The 21,040-nt window shown below is 56.2% G+C and carries 14 protein-coding genes, 2 pseudogenes and 1 riboswitch; of the genes and pseudogenes, 7 read left to right on the forward strand and 9 right to left on the reverse strand.

Annotation, left to right across the window (positions count from 1 at the left end):
- Positions 1-4: 4 nt before the first annotated feature.
- On the reverse strand, positions 5-787 hold the full coding sequence (locus tag ACKPCT_RS11900; RefSeq protein ID WP_319515998.1) for a 16S rRNA (uracil(1498)-N(3))-methyltransferase: 783 nt from the start codon (positions 785-787) through the stop codon (positions 5-7).
- 179 nt (positions 788-966) lie between these two features.
- Here ACKPCT_RS11900 and xseA point away from each other — a divergent pair.
- Positions 967-2,442 (forward strand): annotated as a pseudogene (gene xseA / locus ACKPCT_RS11905) (exodeoxyribonuclease VII large subunit); the annotation flags it as partial.
- A gap of 666 nt (positions 2,443-3,108) precedes the next feature.
- On the opposite strand, the gene ACKPCT_RS11910 reads toward xseA, so the two are convergent.
- Positions 3,109-3,600: a peroxiredoxin gene (locus tag ACKPCT_RS11910; protein WP_090071305.1), complete on the reverse strand. Its 492-nt coding sequence runs from the start codon at positions 3,598-3,600 to the stop codon at positions 3,109-3,111.
- 23 nt (positions 3,601-3,623) lie between these two features.
- Positions 3,624-4,487, reverse strand: a complete 864-nt coding sequence (locus ACKPCT_RS11915) for a protein-disulfide reductase DsbD domain-containing protein (RefSeq protein ID WP_319569295.1) — start codon at positions 4,485-4,487, stop codon at positions 3,624-3,626.
- A 292-nt stretch (positions 4,488-4,779) separates the two neighbouring features.
- Here ACKPCT_RS11915 and ACKPCT_RS11920 point away from each other — a divergent pair, with 292 nt between their 5' ends.
- Positions 4,780-5,364: a YqgE/AlgH family protein gene (locus tag ACKPCT_RS11920; RefSeq protein WP_244544633.1), complete on the forward strand. Its 585-nt coding sequence runs from the start codon at positions 4,780-4,782 to the stop codon at positions 5,362-5,364.
- A 1,892-nt stretch (positions 5,365-7,256) separates the two neighbouring features.
- Here the strand turns inward: ACKPCT_RS11920 and ACKPCT_RS11925 are convergent.
- The 5 genes and pseudogenes from ACKPCT_RS11925 to ACKPCT_RS11945 form a co-directional block, all read right to left on the reverse strand.
- Positions 7,257-10,082: pseudogene (locus tag ACKPCT_RS11925) on the reverse strand (EAL domain-containing protein); the annotation flags it as partial.
- A 294-nt stretch (positions 10,083-10,376) separates the two neighbouring features.
- Positions 10,377-11,054 (reverse strand): GNAT family N-acetyltransferase, encoded by a 678-nt coding sequence (locus ACKPCT_RS11930; protein WP_319569296.1) that lies wholly within the window; start codon positions 11,052-11,054, stop codon positions 10,377-10,379.
- Positions 11,055-11,386: 332 nt separating this feature from the next.
- On the reverse strand, positions 11,387-12,667 hold the full coding sequence (locus tag ACKPCT_RS11935) for a M16 family metallopeptidase (protein WP_319569297.1): 1,281 nt from the start codon (positions 12,665-12,667) through the stop codon (positions 11,387-11,389).
- Positions 12,668-12,865: 198 nt separating this feature from the next.
- Positions 12,866-14,320 carry a threonine synthase gene (gene thrC, locus ACKPCT_RS11940; RefSeq protein WP_090070929.1) on the reverse strand — a complete coding sequence of 485 codons (1,455 nt, stop codon included), beginning with the start codon at positions 14,318-14,320 and terminating at the stop codon, positions 12,866-12,868.
- A 241-nt stretch (positions 14,321-14,561) separates the two neighbouring features.
- Positions 14,562-14,909, reverse strand: coding sequence for a type II toxin-antitoxin system ParD family antitoxin (locus ACKPCT_RS11945; RefSeq protein WP_175527990.1), 348 nt, complete (start codon positions 14,907-14,909; stop codon positions 14,562-14,564).
- Between the two features lie 802 nt (positions 14,910-15,711).
- On the opposite strand from ACKPCT_RS11945, the gene ACKPCT_RS11950 reads away from it, so the two are divergent.
- Complete coding sequence (locus ACKPCT_RS11950; protein WP_090070932.1) at positions 15,712-16,056, forward strand: PilZ domain-containing protein; 345 nt, start codon at positions 15,712-15,714, stop codon at positions 16,054-16,056.
- Positions 16,057-16,530: 474 nt separating this feature from the next.
- Positions 16,531-16,854 carry a hypothetical protein gene (locus tag ACKPCT_RS11955; RefSeq protein WP_090070934.1) on the forward strand — a complete coding sequence of 108 codons (324 nt, stop codon included), beginning with the start codon at positions 16,531-16,533 and terminating at the stop codon, positions 16,852-16,854.
- A gap of 43 nt (positions 16,855-16,897) precedes the next feature.
- On the opposite strand, the gene rnhA is transcribed toward ACKPCT_RS11955, so the two are convergent.
- Positions 16,898-17,338, reverse strand: a complete 441-nt coding sequence (gene rnhA / locus ACKPCT_RS11960; protein ID WP_090070936.1) for a ribonuclease HI — start codon at positions 17,336-17,338, stop codon at positions 16,898-16,900.
- Between the two features lie 512 nt (positions 17,339-17,850).
- On the opposite strand from rnhA, the gene ACKPCT_RS11965 reads away from it, so the two are divergent.
- The 3 genes from ACKPCT_RS11965 (at position 17,851) to gcvH (ending at position 20,986) form a co-directional block, all read left to right on the forward strand.
- Positions 17,851-18,696 (forward strand): methyltransferase, encoded by an 846-nt coding sequence (locus tag ACKPCT_RS11965; RefSeq protein ID WP_319569298.1) that lies wholly within the window; start codon positions 17,851-17,853, stop codon positions 18,694-18,696.
- Positions 18,697-19,002: 306 nt separating this feature from the next.
- Positions 19,003-19,101, forward strand: a riboswitch (glycine riboswitch).
- 264 nt (positions 19,102-19,365) lie between these two features.
- On the forward strand, positions 19,366-20,502 hold the full coding sequence (gcvT, locus tag ACKPCT_RS11970) for a glycine cleavage system aminomethyltransferase GcvT (RefSeq protein WP_319569299.1): 1,137 nt from the start codon (positions 19,366-19,368) through the stop codon (positions 20,500-20,502).
- Positions 20,503-20,611: 109 nt separating this feature from the next.
- Positions 20,612-20,986: a glycine cleavage system protein GcvH gene (gcvH, locus tag ACKPCT_RS11975; protein ID WP_090070944.1), complete on the forward strand. Its 375-nt coding sequence runs from the start codon at positions 20,612-20,614 to the stop codon at positions 20,984-20,986.
- Positions 20,987-21,040 lie beyond the last annotated feature (54 nt).

The following is a 21,040-nucleotide window of genomic DNA, read 5'->3' on the forward strand; positions in this document are numbered from 1 at the left end:
CTCCTCAGTGCGGCTGGTCAGCCCAGTCTCCCAGAACCGCCTGAACAATGGCCAATGCTGCCACTGCGGCGGTATCGGCGCGCAAGATGCGGGGGCCGAGCGGAATGGGGGTTACGAAAGAGGATGCACGCAGCGTCTCGCGCTCTTCTGCCGAGAAGCCACCTTCCGGACCAATGAGAACAGCAAGCGGTGGCACGGCATTGCCCTCCCCGCGAATGGTATCGAGAATGGCCAGAGGATCTTTGCCCAACTCCCCTTCATCACAGAAGATGATGTGGCGTCCTTCGTCAGTGCTTTCCCAATTGGCGAGCAGCTTGGCAAGAGGGGTCGCCTCTGTCACGTCGGGAATGGCCAAAATACCGCACTGCTCGGCAGCTTCCACGACATTCATCCGCATCTTGTCGAGCTTTGGGCGGCGCTCTTGCGTGTGCTGGGTGAAGACAGGGCGCAGTTGACTAACGCCCATCTCAACGGCCTTTTGCGCCATATAGTCGATGCGAGCGGACTTCAGCGGCGCGAACAGATAATGCAGGTCACTCGCCTCCGGCTCAGGCTGCGGGCGTACCTGCTCAAGCGGAATGAGCGCGCATTTCTTGCGGCCCATGGGACGGACTTCCACTTTCCATTCGCCATCCCTGCCATTAAAGATGAGCATCTCGTCGCCTTCCTGCATGCGCAGGACATTGAGCAGATAGTTGGCCTGTGCCCGTTCGCACGGGATGGCAATCCGCTCGGCAATATCCTGTTCCACCCACAGGCGCTGGCTCTTGAAATCATAATGGGACATGGCGGCCTCGTTCGGTCGATCTGTTTTCCCCTTTTTCTTAGCTGAATTTCCCCCAAGAGCAAGGGGGCACTGTGTGATCCGTGCCGCTTTGGCGCAAAAGCTCCGGCCCGATGCTTGACCAGAGGTGCAAAGATGGGCACCAATGGACCAATTCAAACGAATCTCAATCAGGAATCATCATGGTCGAACGCGCGCCCAGCAATGCAGCCGAATTTACCGTTTCTGAAATTTCCTATGCGGTGAAATCCTCCATCGAGGATCAGTTCGGCTATGTGCGCGTGCGTGGTGAGCTGGGGCGGGTGTCTCGTCCCGCATCGGGCCATATCTATCTTGATCTGAAAGACGACAAGTCGGTGCTCTCGGGCGTCATCTGGCGCGGTGCGGCCAGCAAGTTGGCAGTCAAACCCGAACAGGGACTTGAAGTGGTTGCCACCGGCAAGCTGACGACCTTCCCCGGCCAGTCCAAATATCAAATGGTCATCGACCATATGGAACCAGCTGGCGCAGGCGCGCTGATGGCGCTTCTGGAAGAGCGCAAGAAAAAACTGGCGGCAGAAGGGCTGTTCGCGCAGGAGCGCAAGAAGCCCCTTCCCCATTTGCCCAGTGTGATTGGTGTTGTCACCTCGCCCAGCGGCGCGGTCATCCGCGATATCCTGCATCGTGTGCGAGATCGCTTTCCGGTGCATGTCATCGTCTGGCCTGTGCGGGTTCAGGGCGAGAGCTGCGCCGCAGAAGTGGCCAATGGTGTGCGTGGCTTTAATGCGCTGCCGGTTGGCGGCCCCATTCCGCGCCCGGACCTGATTATCGTGGCGCGCGGCGGCGGCAGCCTTGAGGATCTCTGGGGGTTCAACGAAGAAGCCCCGGCCCGCGCGGTTGCCGAGAGTGATATTCCGGTGATTTCCGCTGTCGGCCATGAGACCGACGTCACGCTCATCGATTATGTCGCCGACTTGCGTGCGCCAACCCCGACGGGGGCTGCCGAAGTGGCTCTGCCGGTGCGATCAGAACTGGTGGCCACCCTTGGCGATCTGCATTTGCGCCAATATGGCGCCATTTCGCGCATGATGGATCGCCGCCGCTCCGATCTGCGCTCGGCAGCGCGTGCCCTACCACAACCGCGGGACATTCTGGCGCTGGCCCGTCAACGCTTTGATATGGTTTCGGGGCGTCTCGAGCAGGGCCTGATCGGTTCAACGCAAGTGCGCCGTTCCCGGCTGGATGTCGCGGCAGGCCGTTTGCGCCCCACCCTTGTGACCGAGCGGTTGAAAGTGCAGAGAGACCGCCTTGGCGAGCGCAGCGATCGCCTGCACAAGAGCCTTGCCATCTCCAGCCAGACCAAGCGCGCCCAGCTTTCGGGCACCGCTGTCCGCCTGCGCGCCGAACTTGTCACGGGGCGCATCGAGCTACAGACAGAGCGGCTGACGGACCGGACTGCGCGGCTCAATCGCGTGTCTCTTCTCACCGTTGAGCAGAAGCGCAAGCAACTGGATGCGGCCAGCCGCCTGCTCGAGAGCCTTTCGCACAAGGGCGTACTCAAACGCGGCTTTGCGCTGGTTCGCGACCGCAATGGCAAACTGATTCGCCGGGCCGAACAGATCAATCCCGGCTCTCCCCTCAGCCTCAGCTTCGAGGATGGCTCCATCAGCGCCACCGCTTCCCTGATCGATAGCTACGAGCCCGGACCGGTTTCCATGGCGAACCCGCCGAGCACTCCTGAAGCCATTGTCCCGGCAGCCGAGGAAAGAAGCGAGGACAAGACTGATAGTACGCCCGAAGCCGGATCGACCGGCATCATGAGCGCCGACGCGATTTCTGCGGAAGATATCGAAGCCCATTTGCGCACGATCGCGGGCAAGCGGGCCCGTCGGCGCGTAGCCAAAGCCAAGGATATTCCGGTTGAAAATGTGCCCGTACCGGAAACACCAGAAGGCGAACCGGAAGCAACCCCGAAAGAGGATAATGCTCCAGTTGAGGAGGCTGTCGCCAAAGTTCTGACCGAAGACGCCTCTGCGGAACGACTGGAGAAGGCGACCGCCAAGCTCACCGAAGCGATCGAACAGGAAATCCTGACGCGCCTCAAGGAACAGGACAAAGCCAAAGAGCAGCAAAAGCCGGCCCGCCCGCGCAAAAAAAGCAGCAAGAAGAGCGATGATGACGCGCAGGGCAGCCTGTTTTAAAGCTAGACGCGTTTGACGTGGTCGCCAACCCGATACGCTTGAGACAAATCAGAAATGCCAGTAGCTTTTGACAGCCGCTGGCATTGTCTTGTCTATCGCAGGCAAAGCATCCAAAGCTTCGCCTGTTAAGAAATCCGAGGACTGTTATTCGCCCTTGAGCTGGGCGATGATGCCCGTTGCACCACTCTTCTCGACTTCGCCTGGATTTTCTTCCAGATTGAAGTGGGTCACGGTGCCATTGTCCACGATCATGGAAAAGCGCTGGAAGCGGATGCCCATGCCGCCCGCTGTAGCGTCCAGATCAAGGCCCGTTGCCTTTGCAAAGTCGGCATTGCCATCAGCCAGGAAGGTAATCTGGCCCTTGCCGCCGCTCGCCTTGGACCATGCGTCCATGACATAAACGTCGTTGGCAGCCACAACGGCAACCTCGTCGACGCCCAGCGCGTGCAATCCGTCAATGCTGTTGATATAGCCCGGCAGATGGTTGAGATGGCAGGTTGGTGTAAACGCACCCGGCACCCCGAAGATGACAACCTTGCGGCCAGCACAAAGATCAGACACGGTACGCTGTTCCTTGCCGTCCTCTCCCATTACGAGAAATGTTGCTTCTGGAAGCTTGTCGCCAACTTTAATCATCTTGGCCTCTCTTTCCTTCAAATCTATTTTGCAAGAATTCTTGTTTCAACCACGGCCTCATCGCCATTGGTCAACGTAAAAGTCAATTTGGCCCCTTGGGTTTTTGCATCCTTGGGGAGCCCTTCAAGACGTAGAGAAAAGCGTTCTTGCCCTTCTACGTTATTTTCCATATGGGTTGTCAGAGGCAAAAACCAACCCTCGGGCGCTTCTACGAACAGATCTTTTTTGCCATATCCATCTGGGATGCGTGCACTGATGATGAGGCTGTCTCCGCCGTCGTCCATCTTGGCATGTTTGATATCCGTAATGGTGAAATCGTCACGCGGAGCAGTTGGCACCAGTGCCATATCGCGATCAATCAGCAGCTCGGTTCCAAGATCGTGATCGCCAGAGGCCGGAATCTTCAGGGAAAATTCCGCATCGAGCGGCACGCAAAGCTCTGCACAAAGCCCGACCTGAGCGGCGAGATCCATCACGACAGGTGCATTCTTGTCTGCAGGCGTGACAAGGAAAGGAAAAATGATGGCGTCCTTATAGCCCAGCAGCTCGATGCCGCCAGCCCCAATGCGGTGGGGCACCGGCCACAGGGTTTTGATGCTGGCAACATTCTGTGAAGCAGAGGTGTCGAAACTGGGTGGCAGGCCGGACTCACCGGGCACTTTCCAATAGGTCTTCCACCCTTCATCCAGTCGGATTTCCAGCCCGGCCTTGAGGCTGCCATTCTGCATGCCCGCGCTCACAAGACGCATTTTACCGCCTTCGGTTTCTTGCCAATCAGAAGTCGCAGCCTGAGCAAAAGTAACAGGCAACAGAGTGGAAACCGCAGCCATCAACATGCAAGCCACCGTTATTGTCTGGAATTTTTCAAATGGTTTCATGGACTTCATGGGTTTCACCTGTTTTATTGCGCGGGCTTTAACGGGTGGCGCGTCACACCGGCATGGTGACGTAGGATCGTCTAGGCAAAAACCCGTTCGTTCATCATTGAACTTCAAAATTGAACTTATTGTGGCTACCATCTATGCTTATTGCGATTTGCATCTCCGGCTACACACAATTTTATGTGATGAAACATAGCTTGATGACAAGTCACCCCATTGAAGCGCTTTACAGCGCGCCATGCACGCAGTTACCTTTATTGATATGATCGAGCACGTAACAAAACAGCAGTCAAGCATAATGCCTTCTTCATTGGAGGGACAGTTTCTTATTGCCATGCCAAACCTGAAGGGGCCGCATTTCGAGCGCTCTGTTGTCTATTTATGCTCTCATTCCGAAGATGGGGCGATGGGCCTTGTGGTCAATCATGTATCCAGCCAAATCACCTTCCCCGATCTTTTGCGTCAGGTCGATATCCTGAGCGATGAGGAAGACATGATTAATCTGCCCCAACCCCTGCAGAGCATGGATGTGCTTGATGGTGGGCCGGTGGATCAGGGACGTGGCTTCGTGCTGCATAGTGCCGACTATCAACTGGAAGCATCTACGCTCGCTGTTTCCAGTGAAATCTGCCTGACGGCCACGGTTGAAATCCTGAAGGCTCTGGCCGAAGGCAAAGGCCCCAGTTCGGCGCTGCTGACGCTTGGCTATGCCGGGTGGTCTCCTGGGCAGTTGGAAGACGAATTGCAGAATAACAGCTGGTTGACCTGCAACGCCGACCGGTCCCTATTGTTTGAATGCGCCCCGGACCAGCGCTATGAGGCCGGGCTCAAGCTTTTGGGCATTGATCTGTCGATGCTATCCAGCGAGGCCGGGCACGCCTAAGGCGTGCCACTTGAGACACTCCACTTGGCGTCCCCCAAAAAATTCTCTGATTATAGCGAAACGCAAACAACCGACATCATTAAGTCGACTTTTCCAAATCAAGAGCCAGAGTGAATAGGCAAGAGATCTCAGGACTTCTTGCCGCCTCCGCGCATGGCCTGCTGAATAGCCGATGCAATATCCTGATCAATATTGGAAAGATCCGGCATATTGAACGGGAATTCGCCATCGTCCTGAGCCTTGGCAATCTCGGCGTCTGACAGCTGGGCCGGGACAGCAGCACTCTCCCCTTCCGGCTGACGCTCGGGTACTGTTTGCTCCGGTACGACCGGCGGTGTGTTACCCTCGGCCTCTGACACGACAGGATGACTTCCCGCAGCGGGCTTTGGCTCAGAGGCCACGCCCGCATCCACGGCAGGCGCTGCCGTGGTCTCCATCAGGGCTGCTTTGCCTTCAGGAGAGCGAACCGGCTCTACAGGAACGGTTGCCGGCGCTTGTGGTTGTGGTTGAGCCGTCTGCGTAGAGTGCGCAGGTGCCTGCATTTGGGATTCTTCTGCAGCTTTCGTCACCTGAGCCCCTTGCCCACCATGAGCCGCGGGCGCACGCTGAGTGCCTTGCTGGGCATTTCTTGGCCCAGACTGGTTATTGCCTTGAGGCCCGCCCAAAGCGTCACCCTGACGCGGCCCACCCTGAGCAGGAATTGCCGGACGGCTCTGATCAGCCGCAGCTGTCGCCTGATTGGGCTGACCGTGTGCCACAGGACGCCCCTGAGCATTACCCTTCCCTTGGGCATTGCGCTGGCCTTGAGCATGAACACGCCCCTGCCCCTGATGGCCTCTGGCCTGTGATGCCGGGCCTTGCGCTGCCCGTCCTTGCGCTGCCCGTCCTTGTCCTGCCTGACCTCGGCCAGCCTGAGCTGCTCCTTGCCTATTCCCCCCTTGGACCTTGCCAGCCGGACCACCTTGCGGGTTGCCTTTCTGCGGGCCTCTGTGCGAGCCTTTTCCTGGCTGCGCCTTGTTCTCGGCAGGCTGATTGGCGGCAGCAACTCTAGGCATGGGAACAGGAACATCCGATTGGGAGGCGCTGGAACCATCCTTTTCATCGTCCGCCTTCTTAAACGGGTTGGAGAGGAGAGATTTGGCGCCACTCATCTTCTCGCGCAACGCAGCACCGAAGCGACCAGCGGTCTTGCCGGACATTTTCGTCTCGTCCGCCTCTTGGCCGGATATATCGGCAACCGCTTCCTGAGCCGCTGAGCCAACGGCTTCTTCAAGCGATGACTGAAGATCTAATGCCTCGTCATCCTTCTTTGCCTCTTTGGCTGAGGGATAGTGCGGATGGGGCGTCTGAGCTGCAGCATGTGGAGCAGCGCTCTCGCGCTTTGGTTCAGAGCCTTCTTCAGCCTTGCCTGGCGAAGCGGCTGCTTGAGGGGCAGCTTTGTGTGGCACAGGACTGGAAAGCGTCTGACGGGCTGTTCGGGTGATGTCTCCCGCCTTCAGCTCAAAAGCATGCCCGGCTTTGTCGTCCGCAGCTTTCCCTTCTTTATTGCCGTTGCCCGTATTGCCATTGCCTGTCTGGTCTGAGGTGTCTTCCAGCTCAACAGCCAAACTCTCGGCGAGCATTGCTTCAAGAGAATCTTCCTCAGCGGCCTCTTTTACTGATGGCTCAACCTTGGTCGGCTCTGGCTGCTTACGCACAGGTTCGGGAGTTTTGAACCCTTGGGCAGCGACTTCGCGGGCGTGAGCCTGAGCGCGTTCAAGCTCTTCGGCGTCCTTGCGGCGTTTTTCCTCGCGCTGTTGACGCTCTTCTTCGGCTTTCTGGGCAGCAGCTTCCTGCGCGGCGCGCTGACGGCGTGCCTGCATTTCCTGCTGCATCTGACGAGCCAGATCAATCTGCTTGGTGAGTAGTATTTCGGCGTCTTCAGCGGTCAACGGTTTACCAAACAGATAACCCTGCCCCAATGGGCAGCCCATGGTGCTCAATTGCTCGACAGACTGCTCACTTTCAATCCCTTCAGCAACGAGGCTCAAACCCAGATCATGGGCAAGCTTGACGATAGATTGCAAGATGACTTGCGATGTACCCTTGTCACTGACGACAAAACTCTTGTCGATCTTCAGTGTGTCGAACGGGAAATGCTGTAGATAGGACAGCGACGAATAACCCGTGCCGAAATCATCCAGAGAAAGCCCTGCCCCCAGCTGACGCAGACGCATCAGCACCTGAGAGGCATATTCGGGATTTTCCATCACAAGGCTCTCGGTCAATTCCAGCTTCAAGGTGCCGGCATTGACGCTGGAACGCGACAGAATGGTCTTTACATCATTGATCAAGTCATGGCGCAACAGTTGCTGGGACGACACATTCACGCTCATGAACAGCCGATCCATACCTTCCAGTGCCTGTTGCCACTGGTTGAGCTGGCGTGCAGCCTGCTCCATGACATAAAGCCCAAGCGGCAGGATATAGCCGGTGCGCTCGGCTGCCGGGATGAATTCAGACGGCGGAATGAGCCCGCGCTGAGGGTGATGCCAGCGGGTCAGCGCTTCGAAACCCTGAATCATACGTGATTCCAGATCCACGATCGGCTGATAGACAATCTCGAACTCGTTGCGTTCGATAGCGGCTTGCAAATCCTTATCGAGCGGACCACGCAACTTGCCCTGCTGGCGCAGAGAAGGACGGAAGGGTTCAATGCGATCCCCGCCCATGCGCTTGGCATGATAGAGTGCCAACTCGGCGTCATTGACCACGTCAGCGGCGGTCATATGGGCCTGAATATCATGAATGGCTATGCCGATGGAAACCGACAGGCTCAGTTCCTTGTCACCAAAGACGATCGGGGCACGCAGCACCTTGCGGGCGCTATCGGCAAAGACGGCAATACGCTCGGGCTGCTGTTCAGACAGAAGCACAATGGCGAACTGGTCACCATAGAAGCGCGCGATCGAATCCTGAACCTTGAGCAAACGCGTCAGGCGGCGGGCGACCGTGAGCAGAATGGAGTCTCCGACAGACAGGCCGTAATTGTCGTTGATTTCGCGGAAATTATCTATATCGATCAGAAGTGTAGCAGGTCTTGCCGCCCCTTCGGCCTTGGTGCGATTCATGGCCGCTGTCAGGCGATCATACAGCAACTCGCGATTGGCAAGCCCGGTGAGATTGTCATGCACGGCATCATGGAGCATGCGCTCTTCGGCGGTCCGCTGGTTGGTGGTGTCCAGCAAGGTGCCCACGCAGCGCACGACTTCACCATCGGTGCCAACAACGGGGCGCGCCCGCAGGCGGAACCAGTGATAATGGCCATCTTCAGCGCGCAGGCGGAAGTCGAGATTCACTCGTCCGCGCCGTTGCTCGATAATGGCATCCAATACGGCAGTGAAGCGGTCTTTATCCTGCGGGTGGATCAGATCGAGCCAATCACGGGCCGGCCCTTCCAGAGCGCCGCGCTTGAGGCCCAAAAGCTTTTCCGCCTCGCGTGACGTATGCATGCGATCGCGCGGAACATCCCAGTCCCAGACGATATCGCCCGAGCCGACAATGGCCAGCGCACGTCGTTCGCTATCGGACACGATGCCCTGTGCGAGAATGCCGCCAGAGAAGGCATGCTGCATGATAGTGAAGCAGAAGAGCAGCACCAACAGCACCAGGCCACCATTGAGCGCTGGCTGCACCAGATCATTGTCCAGCACACCGGCCACGGCGGCCCCCGCAGCGAGCAACCAGAGCAGCATCAGAATCCAGGTCGGGATCAACATGATGGCCCGGTCAAATCCGGTGTAGGAGAGATAGAGAATAACGGCAAAGCCAGCGACCGCCGTGATCACCATGGACAGGCGCGCAATACCGGCTCCTAGCGATGGATCATAAAGCGCTACGCCAAGCACAACGATGAGGAACAGCAACCAGACGCCGGAGGCGTGCAGATAGCGCACATGCCATCGATGCAGCGTGAGATAGGTAAAGAGCAGAATGAGAATAGAGGCGGAAAAAGCGACCTCAGCCACTGCGCGCCAGATTGGCTCATGCGCGGTGGGAATATCGAACAACCGGCCCATGAAGCCGAAGTCGATCGCCAGATAGGCGAGCACCGACCAGGCCAACAAGGCCGCTGCCGGGAACATAGCTGCGCCCTTGACGACAAACAGGATTGTCAGGAAAAGCGCCAACAGCCCGGCAATGCCAAGCACGATACCGCGATAGAAGGTATAGCTGTTGACATAGTCCTTATAGGCTTCTGGCTGCCAAAGAGTGAGGCTCGTCAGGCTCTTTGAGCTTTGCTCCCCGACGAAGGTAACCACATTGCCCGGGTCAAGCGTAACGCGAAACACGTCTGCCTCGGTGTCGGGGATACGCTCTGGCGCAAAGCCTTGCGAGGTGGAAATGGAATAGACCCGCCGGTCTCCCAGATCGGGCTTGAGCAAACCGGAGCCGGAAAGCTGAAAATGGGGTACGACCAGATAGCGGTCGATCTGGCGATCCGTGTTGTTGGCAAGCGCAAACACAAACCAGCCCGGCACAGAGCCTTGCTGGCGCGCGCGCACTTCAATACGGCGGACGATGCCATCGGGACCGGGCGCGGTCGACACCTGCAAACGATCTTCATCGCCCTCATAAAACTCGACCACATTGTCCAGCTTGAGCACTTTGGTGTCAGCATTGACATCGACAGCTTCCACGGCCCATGCGGCAGACGTGGCCACCAAGCCAAGGATCATGGCCAGAAGAGATATGATCAGGACGGATACGCGATTCACCAGGGGCCCTCTCTCATTCAGCATCCGTGTGGACGCAGTGCACCATAGTTAAAATTTTGCTTTGCGCCATACAAGGCGTAATTCTCAATTTCCTGCCTTTTTAAAAAGGAAAAGGCCGCTTAGGCTGTTATGAAGGCAAGGTTTCCCCTTACACGCGCGTTATTCGTAGCATCACTTCTTGTCTGTCCATGACCAATCGGACATTCCATCACAAAATGGAATCGCTCCAGCAGCCTGAACCGATGCGGCCCATTTTCAAAAACCGACAGACATGATGACATCACTGCGCAAGGCAGAGAAGAGCAGATGGTCTTCCCATTGTCCGTTGATGCAGAGATAGCTACGCGCTTTGCCTTCCAGCTGAAAGCCCGATTTCTTCAACACCGAGATGGATGCGCTGTTGGTTGGCAAACAGGCCGCCTCGATGCGATGAAGGCCCTGACAATCAAACAAATAGGGCAGAAGCAAGGCCAATGCCCGACTCATATTTCCTTGTCCTGCGTGATTTTCACCCATCCAGTAACCAATGGTTGCCGTCTGGCAAATGCCTCTGCGTATGTTGCTGACATTGACCCCGCCCAGCAGGCGATTGTCTCTGGCATCGAAAATCAGATAGGGCAAGGCGCGGCCGGTCTTGCGGTCCCGGCGGTACTGGTCCAACCGACGGCGATAGCCGCGCATTGTCAAATCATCCCGTGGCCAGAGCGGCTCCCAAGGTTTGAGGAAACCGGCACTGGCCGTGCGCAGCCTCACCCATTGGGCAAAATCTCCCTTAACCGGGTGACGCAGATAGAGGCTATGTCCACTTAGACGCGGGTGGACAGCCCCACGCGCCGAGGTTCGGCTTACGATCGAGCCAAGGGCTGCCGTAAAAAAGCTGGCGGATGCTCCAGCGCGGATCCCTTTGAAGCGGGCAGCTTTCTCAGGAAACATGTCCATGCCTTTCCAATGTGCAAACAAGATCAGCCACTCAAAGCTTCCTTGTTGGCGGAAGCAGAGCGGGCAGGATTGTCGGCCAAGGCATTCGTGGAAAGGTCACCTGACGCTCTCATGCACCCGGCCTTGCAAAAGAGCCAAGGCAACCACCAGTCAATGCCAATATCAAAGCTTAGCGCAGAGAAATGACCAAGGGGAAGACATACTTTTTGAAAAGCTTTGAAATTCTTGCCCAATCATCGATTGTTACGGCACATTTTCATTCAAATGCGCCTCTTTGAGGGCTTTTGCCGTGTTGCCGTGCCGAAACTGATGGCACAGGGCGCGGATCAGGCTTTGGGGCGGGGAGCGCCGAGACGGTCGGCAACTTCGTCAATCCACATCAGATTCTGCACAGGCCCGACCGACGCCATGGAGGGAACTCCGGAACAGAAAATCTTTTCGGCCAGTGCGCGTACATCCGCAACGGACACATCGGCAACGGTTTCTTCCATCTCTTCCAACAGACGCGGACGGCCATAGAGCACCACCTGTCGAGACAACTGGCTGGCGCGCGAGGCCGGACTTTCGGTTCCCATCAACAAGCCGGCCTTGATCTGGGCTCGAGCGCGTTCCAGCTCCTGCTGGGTGAGATCTTCAGCCACTCGTATCAGCTCGCCGGTGATCACCGGCAGCAGCTCGGGAAGATGTTCCGCAGCAGTAGCTGCATGAATGCCGAACAGGCCGCTATCCTCAAAGCCCCAATGCAGCGTGTAGATGGAATAGCAAAGCCCCCTCTTCTCGCGCACTTCCTGGAACAGGCGCGAAGACATGCCGCCGCCCAGAATGGCCGCCAGCAGTTGGGCAACGTAATAGTTATCATCGGTAAAGGAGCAACCTTCAAAGCCCAGCACTACCTGCGCTTCCATCAGGTCTTTCTGCAAATCGCGGCTTTCACCGCCCTTATAGACGGCTTTCTGCAAGGGCTTGGGCGGGGTTTTACTGAAGCCGGAGAAAGCTTTTTCGCCCAGATCAACCAGATCGTCATGGCGCACGGCCCCGGCGGCCGACAGGATCATGTTGGGTCCGTGATAATGGGTGCCCATGTAATTTTCGATGTCGAAGGATGAAAAGCCCTGAACCGTTTCCGGCGTCCCCAGAATGGTGCGGCCAAGCGGTTGATCCGGATAGGCCTGTTCCAGAATGTGATCGAAGACACGGTCTTCCGGCATATCGTAGGCAGCGCCGATTTCCTGAATGATGACCTGCTTTTCGCGCTCAAGCTCCTCCTCATCGAAGGTGGAATTGGCCAGAATGTCCCCCAGAATATCGATGGCCAGCGGCAGGTCATCTTCGAGGATACGGACAAAATAGGACGTATTCTCGATACCGGTGGAGGCATTCACATCGCCGCCAACAGACTCGATCTCTTCGACAATTTGTACCGCAGAACGGGTTTCCGTACCTTTGAACGCCATATGCTCCAACAGGTGGGAAATGCCGTGCTCATTCTCGTCTTCAGAGCGTGACCCCGCATTGACCCAGACGCCAACGGCAGAGCTTTTCAGGTGGGGCATCTGATCGGACACGACGGTCATGCCATTGGCAAGGCGGGTCATATTGACGGACAATGGGTTTCTGCTCCTTTTTCCGACCTCTTCAGAATCAAACTGAAGCGACCGAAGGTGCGCGCTCGAAACCAGTTGTCAGTCCTTTGTGCGAAAAGGCGAAGACGGGGCCAAGCGCGCCCTGTTATTGATGGGTCTTTCTGGATTGTTCCGGAAATGATTGTTCCGGGATTTTCCGTTTCTTCCGGGGCAGGTCTGCCCTCAGCCCTCCTTGTCATTGGCGGCGCGGGAGCGTTCCAGAATGAAAGCTTCCACATCATCAAGCTGGTTGTCGATGACGCTGAGGCGCTCTTCACGCTCCATCAGATCCCCCAGCCAGACAGGCAGGGATGGATACTGACCGGACGCGGCCTCGACAGCGGCAGGGAATTTGGCCGGATGCGCGGTTGAGAGCACAATCATCGGCACATTGGCACCGCCAGTCGTAGCTTCTTCCTCTTCGCTCTGCTTGAGGGTCGTTGCTGCGAATTTACGCGCCACATGCACGCCAACGGCAGAATGTGGATCGAGCAGATAGCCGCTATCAGCCAGCACAGCCTTTATTGTAGCTGCGGTGTCTTCTTCGCTGGCCCGATCGGCCGCGAAGCCATCACGCAACATGGCGAGTGGCTCGTCCTCAATGGAGAAGGAACCGGATTGCTTGAGACCCGCCATCATGCGGTTGACCACAGAGCTATCGCGCTCATGCACCTCGAACAGAAGGCGTTCGAAGTTGGAGGAAACCTGAATATCCATGCTCGGAGAGACGGACGGGGTTACGCCCTTGACCTCATAGCTGCCGCTTTCCAGCGTGCGGGCCAGAATGTCATTCTGGTTGGTGGCGATGATCAGCTTGTCGATCGGCAGCCCCATCTGCTTGGCCACGAAGCCTGCGAAAATGTCGCCAAAGTTCCCCGTTGGCACCGTGAAGGACACCGGACGGAAAGGCGCACCCAGCGACAGAGCGGATGAGAAATAATAGACGATCTGGGCCATGATACGGCCCCAGTTGATCGAATTGACACCGGACATGGCAATGCTATTGCGGAAGCTCTCATGGGCAAACATGTCCTTGAGAAGCCCCTGACAGTCATCAAAATTGCCGTTGAGCGCGATGCAATGCACATTGTCATCCAGCACGGAGGTCATTTGGCGCTGCTGCACCGGAGAAACCTTGCCATTAGGGAAGAGAATGAAAATATCAGTATTGGAGCGACCGCGGAAAGCCTCAATGGCAGCCCCCCCCGTATCGCCCGATGTTGCACCAACGATGGTGGCGCGGGCTCCCTTCTCGGCCAGCACATAATCCATCAGGCGGGCCAGCAACTGCATGGCCACATCCTTGAAAGCCAGCGTCGGGCCGTGGAACAACTCCAGCACATATTCGTTCGGGCCGGTCTGGACCAGAGGCGCTACAGCGTCATGACGGAACGTTGCGTAAGCTTCGTTGATCATGGTGCGGAATGTTGCTTCGGGAATTTCCCCTTCGACATAGGGCCACATGACCGCAAAGGCGATATCGGCATAGCTCTTGCCAGCTAACGAAGCGATTTCTTCATCGCTCAATGTTGGCCACACCTTTGGCACATACAGGCCGCCATCACTGGCAAGCCCTGCCAGAATGGCATCACAAAAGCCAAGTTCAGGCGCATCGCCCCGCGTGCTCACATATTTCACGTCTTCAAGCCCTTATCTCTATGCGCCTGTATCAAGCCGGTTGGCGCGCTTTCGGTTACGCGCGGCACCCTACATCCTCGCGATTTTGAGGGCAAGTGCCTTGCATCGGTCCCGTGCGGGCCCACACGACCAACGCAGCAGAGTAGCGGCATGAAGAAGGACATCCAAAACGCAAGAAAGCAGCGCGGGGGGCGCTGCTTTCTTTGAAAGGCTCACAAGGATCCTGCTACAAATCTCTAGCTTATTCCGCAGCGATTTGCGGACGCAGCAGGCCTTTTGTCACGGGAATAGCGGGCAGAGCAGTGTCGACATCGCCTGCAGCTGTTGCCAGTGCACGCATTGCCTCGGTAACGGATCGGGATACGTCCCCTACTTCTTTCTCGGCCGTGATCACTTCGTCCACGCCCTCCGAGCTTTCGTCACCCAACTTGCTTTTTTCGAGATGGAAACGCAGTTCTTTCTCTTCAAGAAGACGCAAACCGGCCTGCAAAACTTCCATATCGCTGGAAAAACGACCGCTTGCCACCTGCTTGGAGATGAACTGTTCAAAGTAGGAACCGATTTCTACCGCATTGTCTGTCTTATTCACGTCAGCTTCGCCTTTCATGTGTGGTCTTTGCCATCCTACATACCGAATCCATTCCAACTGATGTGCCGCATCAAGAATGATCCGATATCCGCCACCGACAGACCAAGCGCTTGCCCAACAATATTGCTGTGCCTCAATGCTTGCGACTTTTACTGCTTGGGGTCACTCGTTGAAAAAGACAAATCCGGGTACATGACCCGATGCTTTTTTCCGAAAACCCCGATCTGACGATGTCGTGACGCCACTTTGGCAAGCGCGGACGCATTTGGAAATGATTCTTTCACGCGCTTTTCCACTTCTGCCATCAAGCAAATTCTACACTATCCACAAATCCCCAATTAACCAATTCTTAAGCCTCTGAGGAATCTAGCACCCCGCCATGTCAAGCGCGAGTTGACCCTAAAAATTTTATTTTTTTCGGTTCCCTGCAACCAATTCTGTTATCCCCAGTCGTACACTTTTCGTTCTCATTTTCTTAACTGCCTTTTTCTCTTTTGAGCACTTTCCCTTAGATTCTCTCTTGATCATGGTGCGCTCGTTTCCGTCTCTGGCGTGGGATTTCAACCGGCATGGAACTCGGGGCGCCTTCCTCTAGAAATCTATAAACTATTGAAATTATTTAATTTTATAAGATTTCGGTTTGTAGATATTATTACGTATACGCTTTGTTAACGATCTTTTGCGTTCGACCGTGCCAAGACACGCAAAAATTGATAAAATTTGAACAAAATCGCAATTCTGGCAGCAAGACCCTTTTAAGACTTCCGACAGGCTCATGGGCCGATGAAGGAGACGATCTGGAATGGAACGCATTGCCCCAAGAGAAGATCGACGCAAGGAACCCCGTGTTCTTGTCCGCAAGCATGGCAAGCTGTTTTGCGAGCATTTTTCATCCATGATCGATTGCGAGATCGGAAACGAGAGTGAAAGCGGCATGCATATTCTGCTCAATCTGGCTTCCGCCGAACCCTTGCCGTCTCAAGTCTGCCTGCTGGACAGGAATACAGGCCAGTTGGTGGATGCCCATGTTATATGGCACGAGGGCAGCAAGGCAGGCGTCCACTTTACGGGCCAGAGAACAGACGTTGATCGTCTGCCGGGTGCAGATATCCGTCGGCTCTCCATTATCGCAGCCAGAAGGCAGTAGCTTTTCAGCCGGGCACTCCACTGTGCAAACAGAAAAGAAGGCCAAACCATCTTTAACTAGCACGACCCAAATAGCACACACTCACACACCGAACCGAAGGCAGGCCCCCGTGGCCTGCCTTAATTTTTTCGCAGGAGATTCCTGCTGAGATAAAAGCCCCCTCCACAAAAGGCTACCCCCTCCCCAAAATGCCGTCTATTTGAGCCAGCCAACGTGCGCGCCTTTAATCCCCAACGGGAAAGACTACACAACCTGTCGCGAGATCATCATAGGCAGAGTAACCATTCAACTGATTGTCTTTGCTCATAGAAATTGCACCGATCCGGATATCGAGCATCCTGATTAAGATTTCATTAACACAACCTATAGGTTTTGTTTAACAAAGATTGAAGATTTTGTCTGGAAGTTTACAGTTTAATAGAAATTGAAAATTGATTGAAACGCCAACAGGATAGCAGAGAGGAGCCTGGTTTAATGGCTATACTCCTGGAACGCCGCCAGAGCCTGAGGCGTCGGGTCTTCAAAGGGGCCAAACTCTTTTTCCAGAATTACATGATGAGCGTGGATTGCACCATTCGCAATGAATGCGACAATGGCATGCAGCTCCTTGTCGATCAGGACTTGATGCTGCCCACAGAGATGACCTTGCTTAACCGCAAGGAAGGCACACTGGCTCCCGTGCAGATGATCTGGAGGCATGGCAATCACATGGGCGTGGAGCTGGATGGCGATGTCGAAGATGTCCGCGTTTCGGAAAAATCCTACATTCGCCAACTGACCACTATGTTGCGTAGCTAGTCCGCTTATAGCCCTTCCGTCGGGCCAAGCTTAGGGGAGCTCTTCAGCCTTCCTTGTAGGGAGCCATGCCACGGCGGGCCAACTCGTCCGCCCGCTCATTGCCATCATGGCCCGCATGACCTTTCACCCAATGCCAGTCCACCTTGTGGCGTTTGAGAGCGTCGTCCAGTGCCTGCCACAGTTCGGCATTCTTGACCGGTTTCTTGGCTGCGGTCTTCCAACCATTTTTCTTCCAGCCGTAAATCCAGCCCGTAATACCGCCTTTGACATATTGGCTGTCTGTATAAAGATCCACATCGCAGGCCCGCGTGAGGGCATTGAGTGCTTCGATAGCAGCGGTCAATTCCATGCGGTTGTTGGTGGTGTTGGCTTCGCCACCACAGAGTTCTTTCTCATGATCGCCCATGGTCAGCAAAGCCCCCCAGCCGCCTGGTCCCGGATTTCCAGAGCAAGCTCCGTCGGTATAAATTGTCACTTTGCTCATGCTGGCTCCTTATGCCCCTTGCGGCGGCGGGTCTTTGTGTTGTCTCGTCCTCGCGCAAAAGGCGCTGCGGGCACAGAGGGCAATGGCCCGGAATTTCCAGAGCAGGCTCCGTCGGTATAAATTGTCACTTTGCTCATGCTGGCTCCTTATGCCCCTTGCGGCGGCGTGTCTTTGCGTTGTCTCGTCCTCGCGCCAAAGGCGCTGCGGGCGCAGAGGGCAATGGCCCGGAATTTCCAGAGCAGGCTCCGTCGGTATAAATTGTCACTTTGCTCATGTTGGCTCCTTATGCCCCTTGCGGCAGCGTATCTTTGGGGTTTCTCGTCCTCGCGCAAAAGGCGCTGCGGGCGCAGAGGGCAATGGTCCCTCACGAGGGATATTCGATTTGCTGCCCTGTCTAGCCAACCCTTCCTCAAGGCGCAAGATGCTTGCTCTCGCAAATGGGGCGGTGTAGAGCTTACGCCAAACAGAAACAGCGCCACTGGCCCTGCAGCCAAAAGATCTGGAAGAATACCATGTCCGAGATTGACCTCGACGCCTTGCAAGAGGCTTACAACAACGCACTGGAGCTTGAGAAAGCCGGCAAGTTTGATGAAGCCGCAGAAAGCTACCGCAAAGCTCTGGAGCTGGACCCGGAAGATCATGCTGGCGCATCGGTGCGTCTGGCTTCCATGCAGCGCGGCCCCTCGCCAGACAAGGCTCCTGTTGCCTATGTGGCAACCCTGTTTGACCAACATGCGGCAGCGTTTGAGAAAATTCTCGTGGATGATCTGGGCTATGCGGTGCCGATGATGGTGCGTGAGATGATTCACTCAGCCGCCCCTGAACGCCGCTTTGCCCGCATGCTGGATCTTGGTTGCGGCACGGGCCTTACGGGCATCTCCATGAAGGACAAGGTGGACAACATGATCGGCGTGGACATCTCCACCGGCATGTTGGACGAAGCCTATGACAAGGAAGTCTATGACGATCTCTATGCTGGCGATGTGGTGGAGTTCCTCAGCGAAATCGAGGATGACGGCGAAGGCGACGCCAGTGGCTGGGACTTGATTGTCTCGACCGATGTACTGCCTTATCTGGGCGAGCTGGATGAAAAATTCCACCATGTGGGCCGGTGCCTTGATGCCGGAGGGCTGTTTGCCTTTTCTTCCGAAACGATGCCGGAGGAAGATTTCGCTGGTGCACCTTACAAAGTCGGTCCAAAGCAGCGCTTTGCCCATTCAGAACGCTATGTCCGTGAGTTGCTGGATGCCAACCGCATGGACGTGAAGCATTTCGAAATGATCGTGGTACGCACCGACGAGGGTAAACCCATCTACGGTCATCTGGTTCTGGCGCAAAAGCGCCCAAATGCGGACTAAACACCCGGCCCTGCTCTTATCATGATGCCTTCATGCTAAGAGCCTTTATTGGGTGGCGCACATCCAGCCTTGGGGAGATGGACGCAAACTGCGCGCGATTTTCCCCTTTTGCCTGCCCATGTGGCAGCATTTGGCCCTGCGAACAACTCCGGGTAGGCCCGTTCCTGCGTTTCACACATATTTTGTTCTGTTCGCCAACCGAAAGACTCCATTGGCGTCTTGACTTTACACGCACCGCCAAGCACCTTTGTCGGGCAGGAGAACCTATCGCGCTCCTGCAGCCGGACGCGTTTATTGTTGTCTGGCTCAAAGTCAGCGGGAGAGCGTTCGGCCCATCGGGGACCGTGCGCGCCGAAGGAGCAACCGCCTCGGAAACTCTCAGGCACAAGGGACCGCCCGACCAGCGAACTCTGGAAAGCAGCTTAAAGACGGGTCTTTGAAAGGACTGTGTCTTGAAAGCTCACCGAAGGAAGCAGCTGCTCCCAGTCTGTTCCGGCATCGTTGGCTGGAGAGAGAGGGAGCGGGAAATCTCTCAGGTTCTGTGACAGAGGAGGCACCGATGCGAATGGACGCTTCATACAAGGAGCCTTCCACTCAGCACCCGTGCAACCACAGAAGGCCCCTTTCCGAAGACCGGACATGGCCATCTGCAACAGAAAGAGAGACGCTATGGCCGACCTGAGTGGCGCCAAAAAGACACCCCTGTTTGATCTGCATGAAGAACTGGGCGGAAGCCTTGTTGATTTCGCAGGCTATGCGCTGCCCGTGCGCTATCCGGCAGGCATCATGGCCGAACATATCCAGTGCCGCGAAAGCGCGGCTCTGTTTGACGTATCCCACATGGGCCAGGCCCTGCTGCAAGGCCCTGATCATGAGACGACCGCCAAGGCGCTGGAAGCCCTGACCCCGTCTGCCTTTACCAAACTGACTCCGGGGCGCATGCGCTACAGCGTGTTCCTCAACGAGACCGGCGGCATCATTGACGATTTCATCGTGACCCGCCCGGGCGATCCGGCTCTGGACGGCACGCTCATGCTGGTGGTCAATGGCGCCTGCAAGGAAAAGGACTATGCTTTCCTTGAAGCCAATCTGCCAGATGGCATTTCCCTTACGCGTCTTGATGACAAGGCCCTTCTGGCGCTGCAAGGCCCCAAGGCCGTAGACGCTCTCAAACGCCATGCGCCAAAAGCCGATGCCCTCACCTTCATGTCGCAAACACCTGATGCAATCAACGGCGTAGCCATCGGCATTTCGCGGTGTGGCTATACTGGTGAAGACGGGTTCGAGATTTCCTGTGCGGCAGACGAAGCCGAAGCGTTGGCACGCCTGTTGCTGGCAGAGCCTGAGGTCGCACCGGCAGGTCTTGGCGCGCGCGACAGTCTGCGCCTTGAGAGCGGCCTCTGCCTTTATGGCCATGATCTGGATGACAGCATCGATCCGGCTGAAGCCGATCTTGGCTGGGCTATTCAGAAAAGCCGCCGACAGGATAAGGCCTTCCCCGGCTCCGAGCGCATATTGAAGGGACTTGAAGATGGCCCAGCCCGCATTCGCGTTGGCTTGCGCATCATCGGCAAGGCTCCGGCCCGCGAAGGGGCAGAAATTCAGGATACGGATGGCAATGCCATTGGCGTTGTAACCTCGGGCGGCTTTGCACCAACCCTGCAAGCGCCTATCGCCATGGGCTATGTGCCGCCGGCCTTTGCCGAACCGGGCACGAAGGTTACAATTGCCGTACGCAAACGCGCTTTGGAAGCAGAAGTGGCCCCCACGCCGTTTGTTCCGCAACGCTATGTACGCAAACCCTGAGCACCAAATGGGCTCATGTGTCTCTCGGGACCGAGGGAGCCCTTGAACTCAAATAAAACAGCAACAGATAAGCAATTAGCATCATCGCATAATCAAAGGGATCAGAGACATGACCACCTATTACAGCGAAGACCACGAATGGGTTGAAGTCAACGGCGGCGTGGCCACCATCGGCATCACCGATTTCGCACAGAAACAGCTTGGCGACGTCGTTTTCGTCGAACTGCCCGAAGTTGGCAAGGAACTGGAAAAAGGCGACGAAGCCGCCGTGGTCGAGAGCGTCAAGGCAGCCTCCGAAGTCTATGCGCCAATCGATGGCGAAGTCAGCGAAGTCAACGATGCGCTTGAAGAAGATCCGGCACTGGTCAACAGCGACGCGGAAGGCGGCGCATGGTTCCTAAAGGTCAAGATAGCAGACAAGAGCCAGCTTGATGACCTGATGGATGAAGATGCCTACAAGGCCTTTGTTGCCGAACAGGAATAGGGCTTGAAGCCACATCTTAAAAAAGGCACGCAAGGGGATTTCCTTGCGTGCCTT

Origin of the sequence: Cohaesibacter marisflavi, assembly GCF_963665895.2 — a bacterium.
Taxonomy (GTDB): domain Bacteria; phylum Pseudomonadota; class Alphaproteobacteria; order Rhizobiales; family Cohaesibacteraceae; genus Cohaesibacter; species Cohaesibacter marisflavi.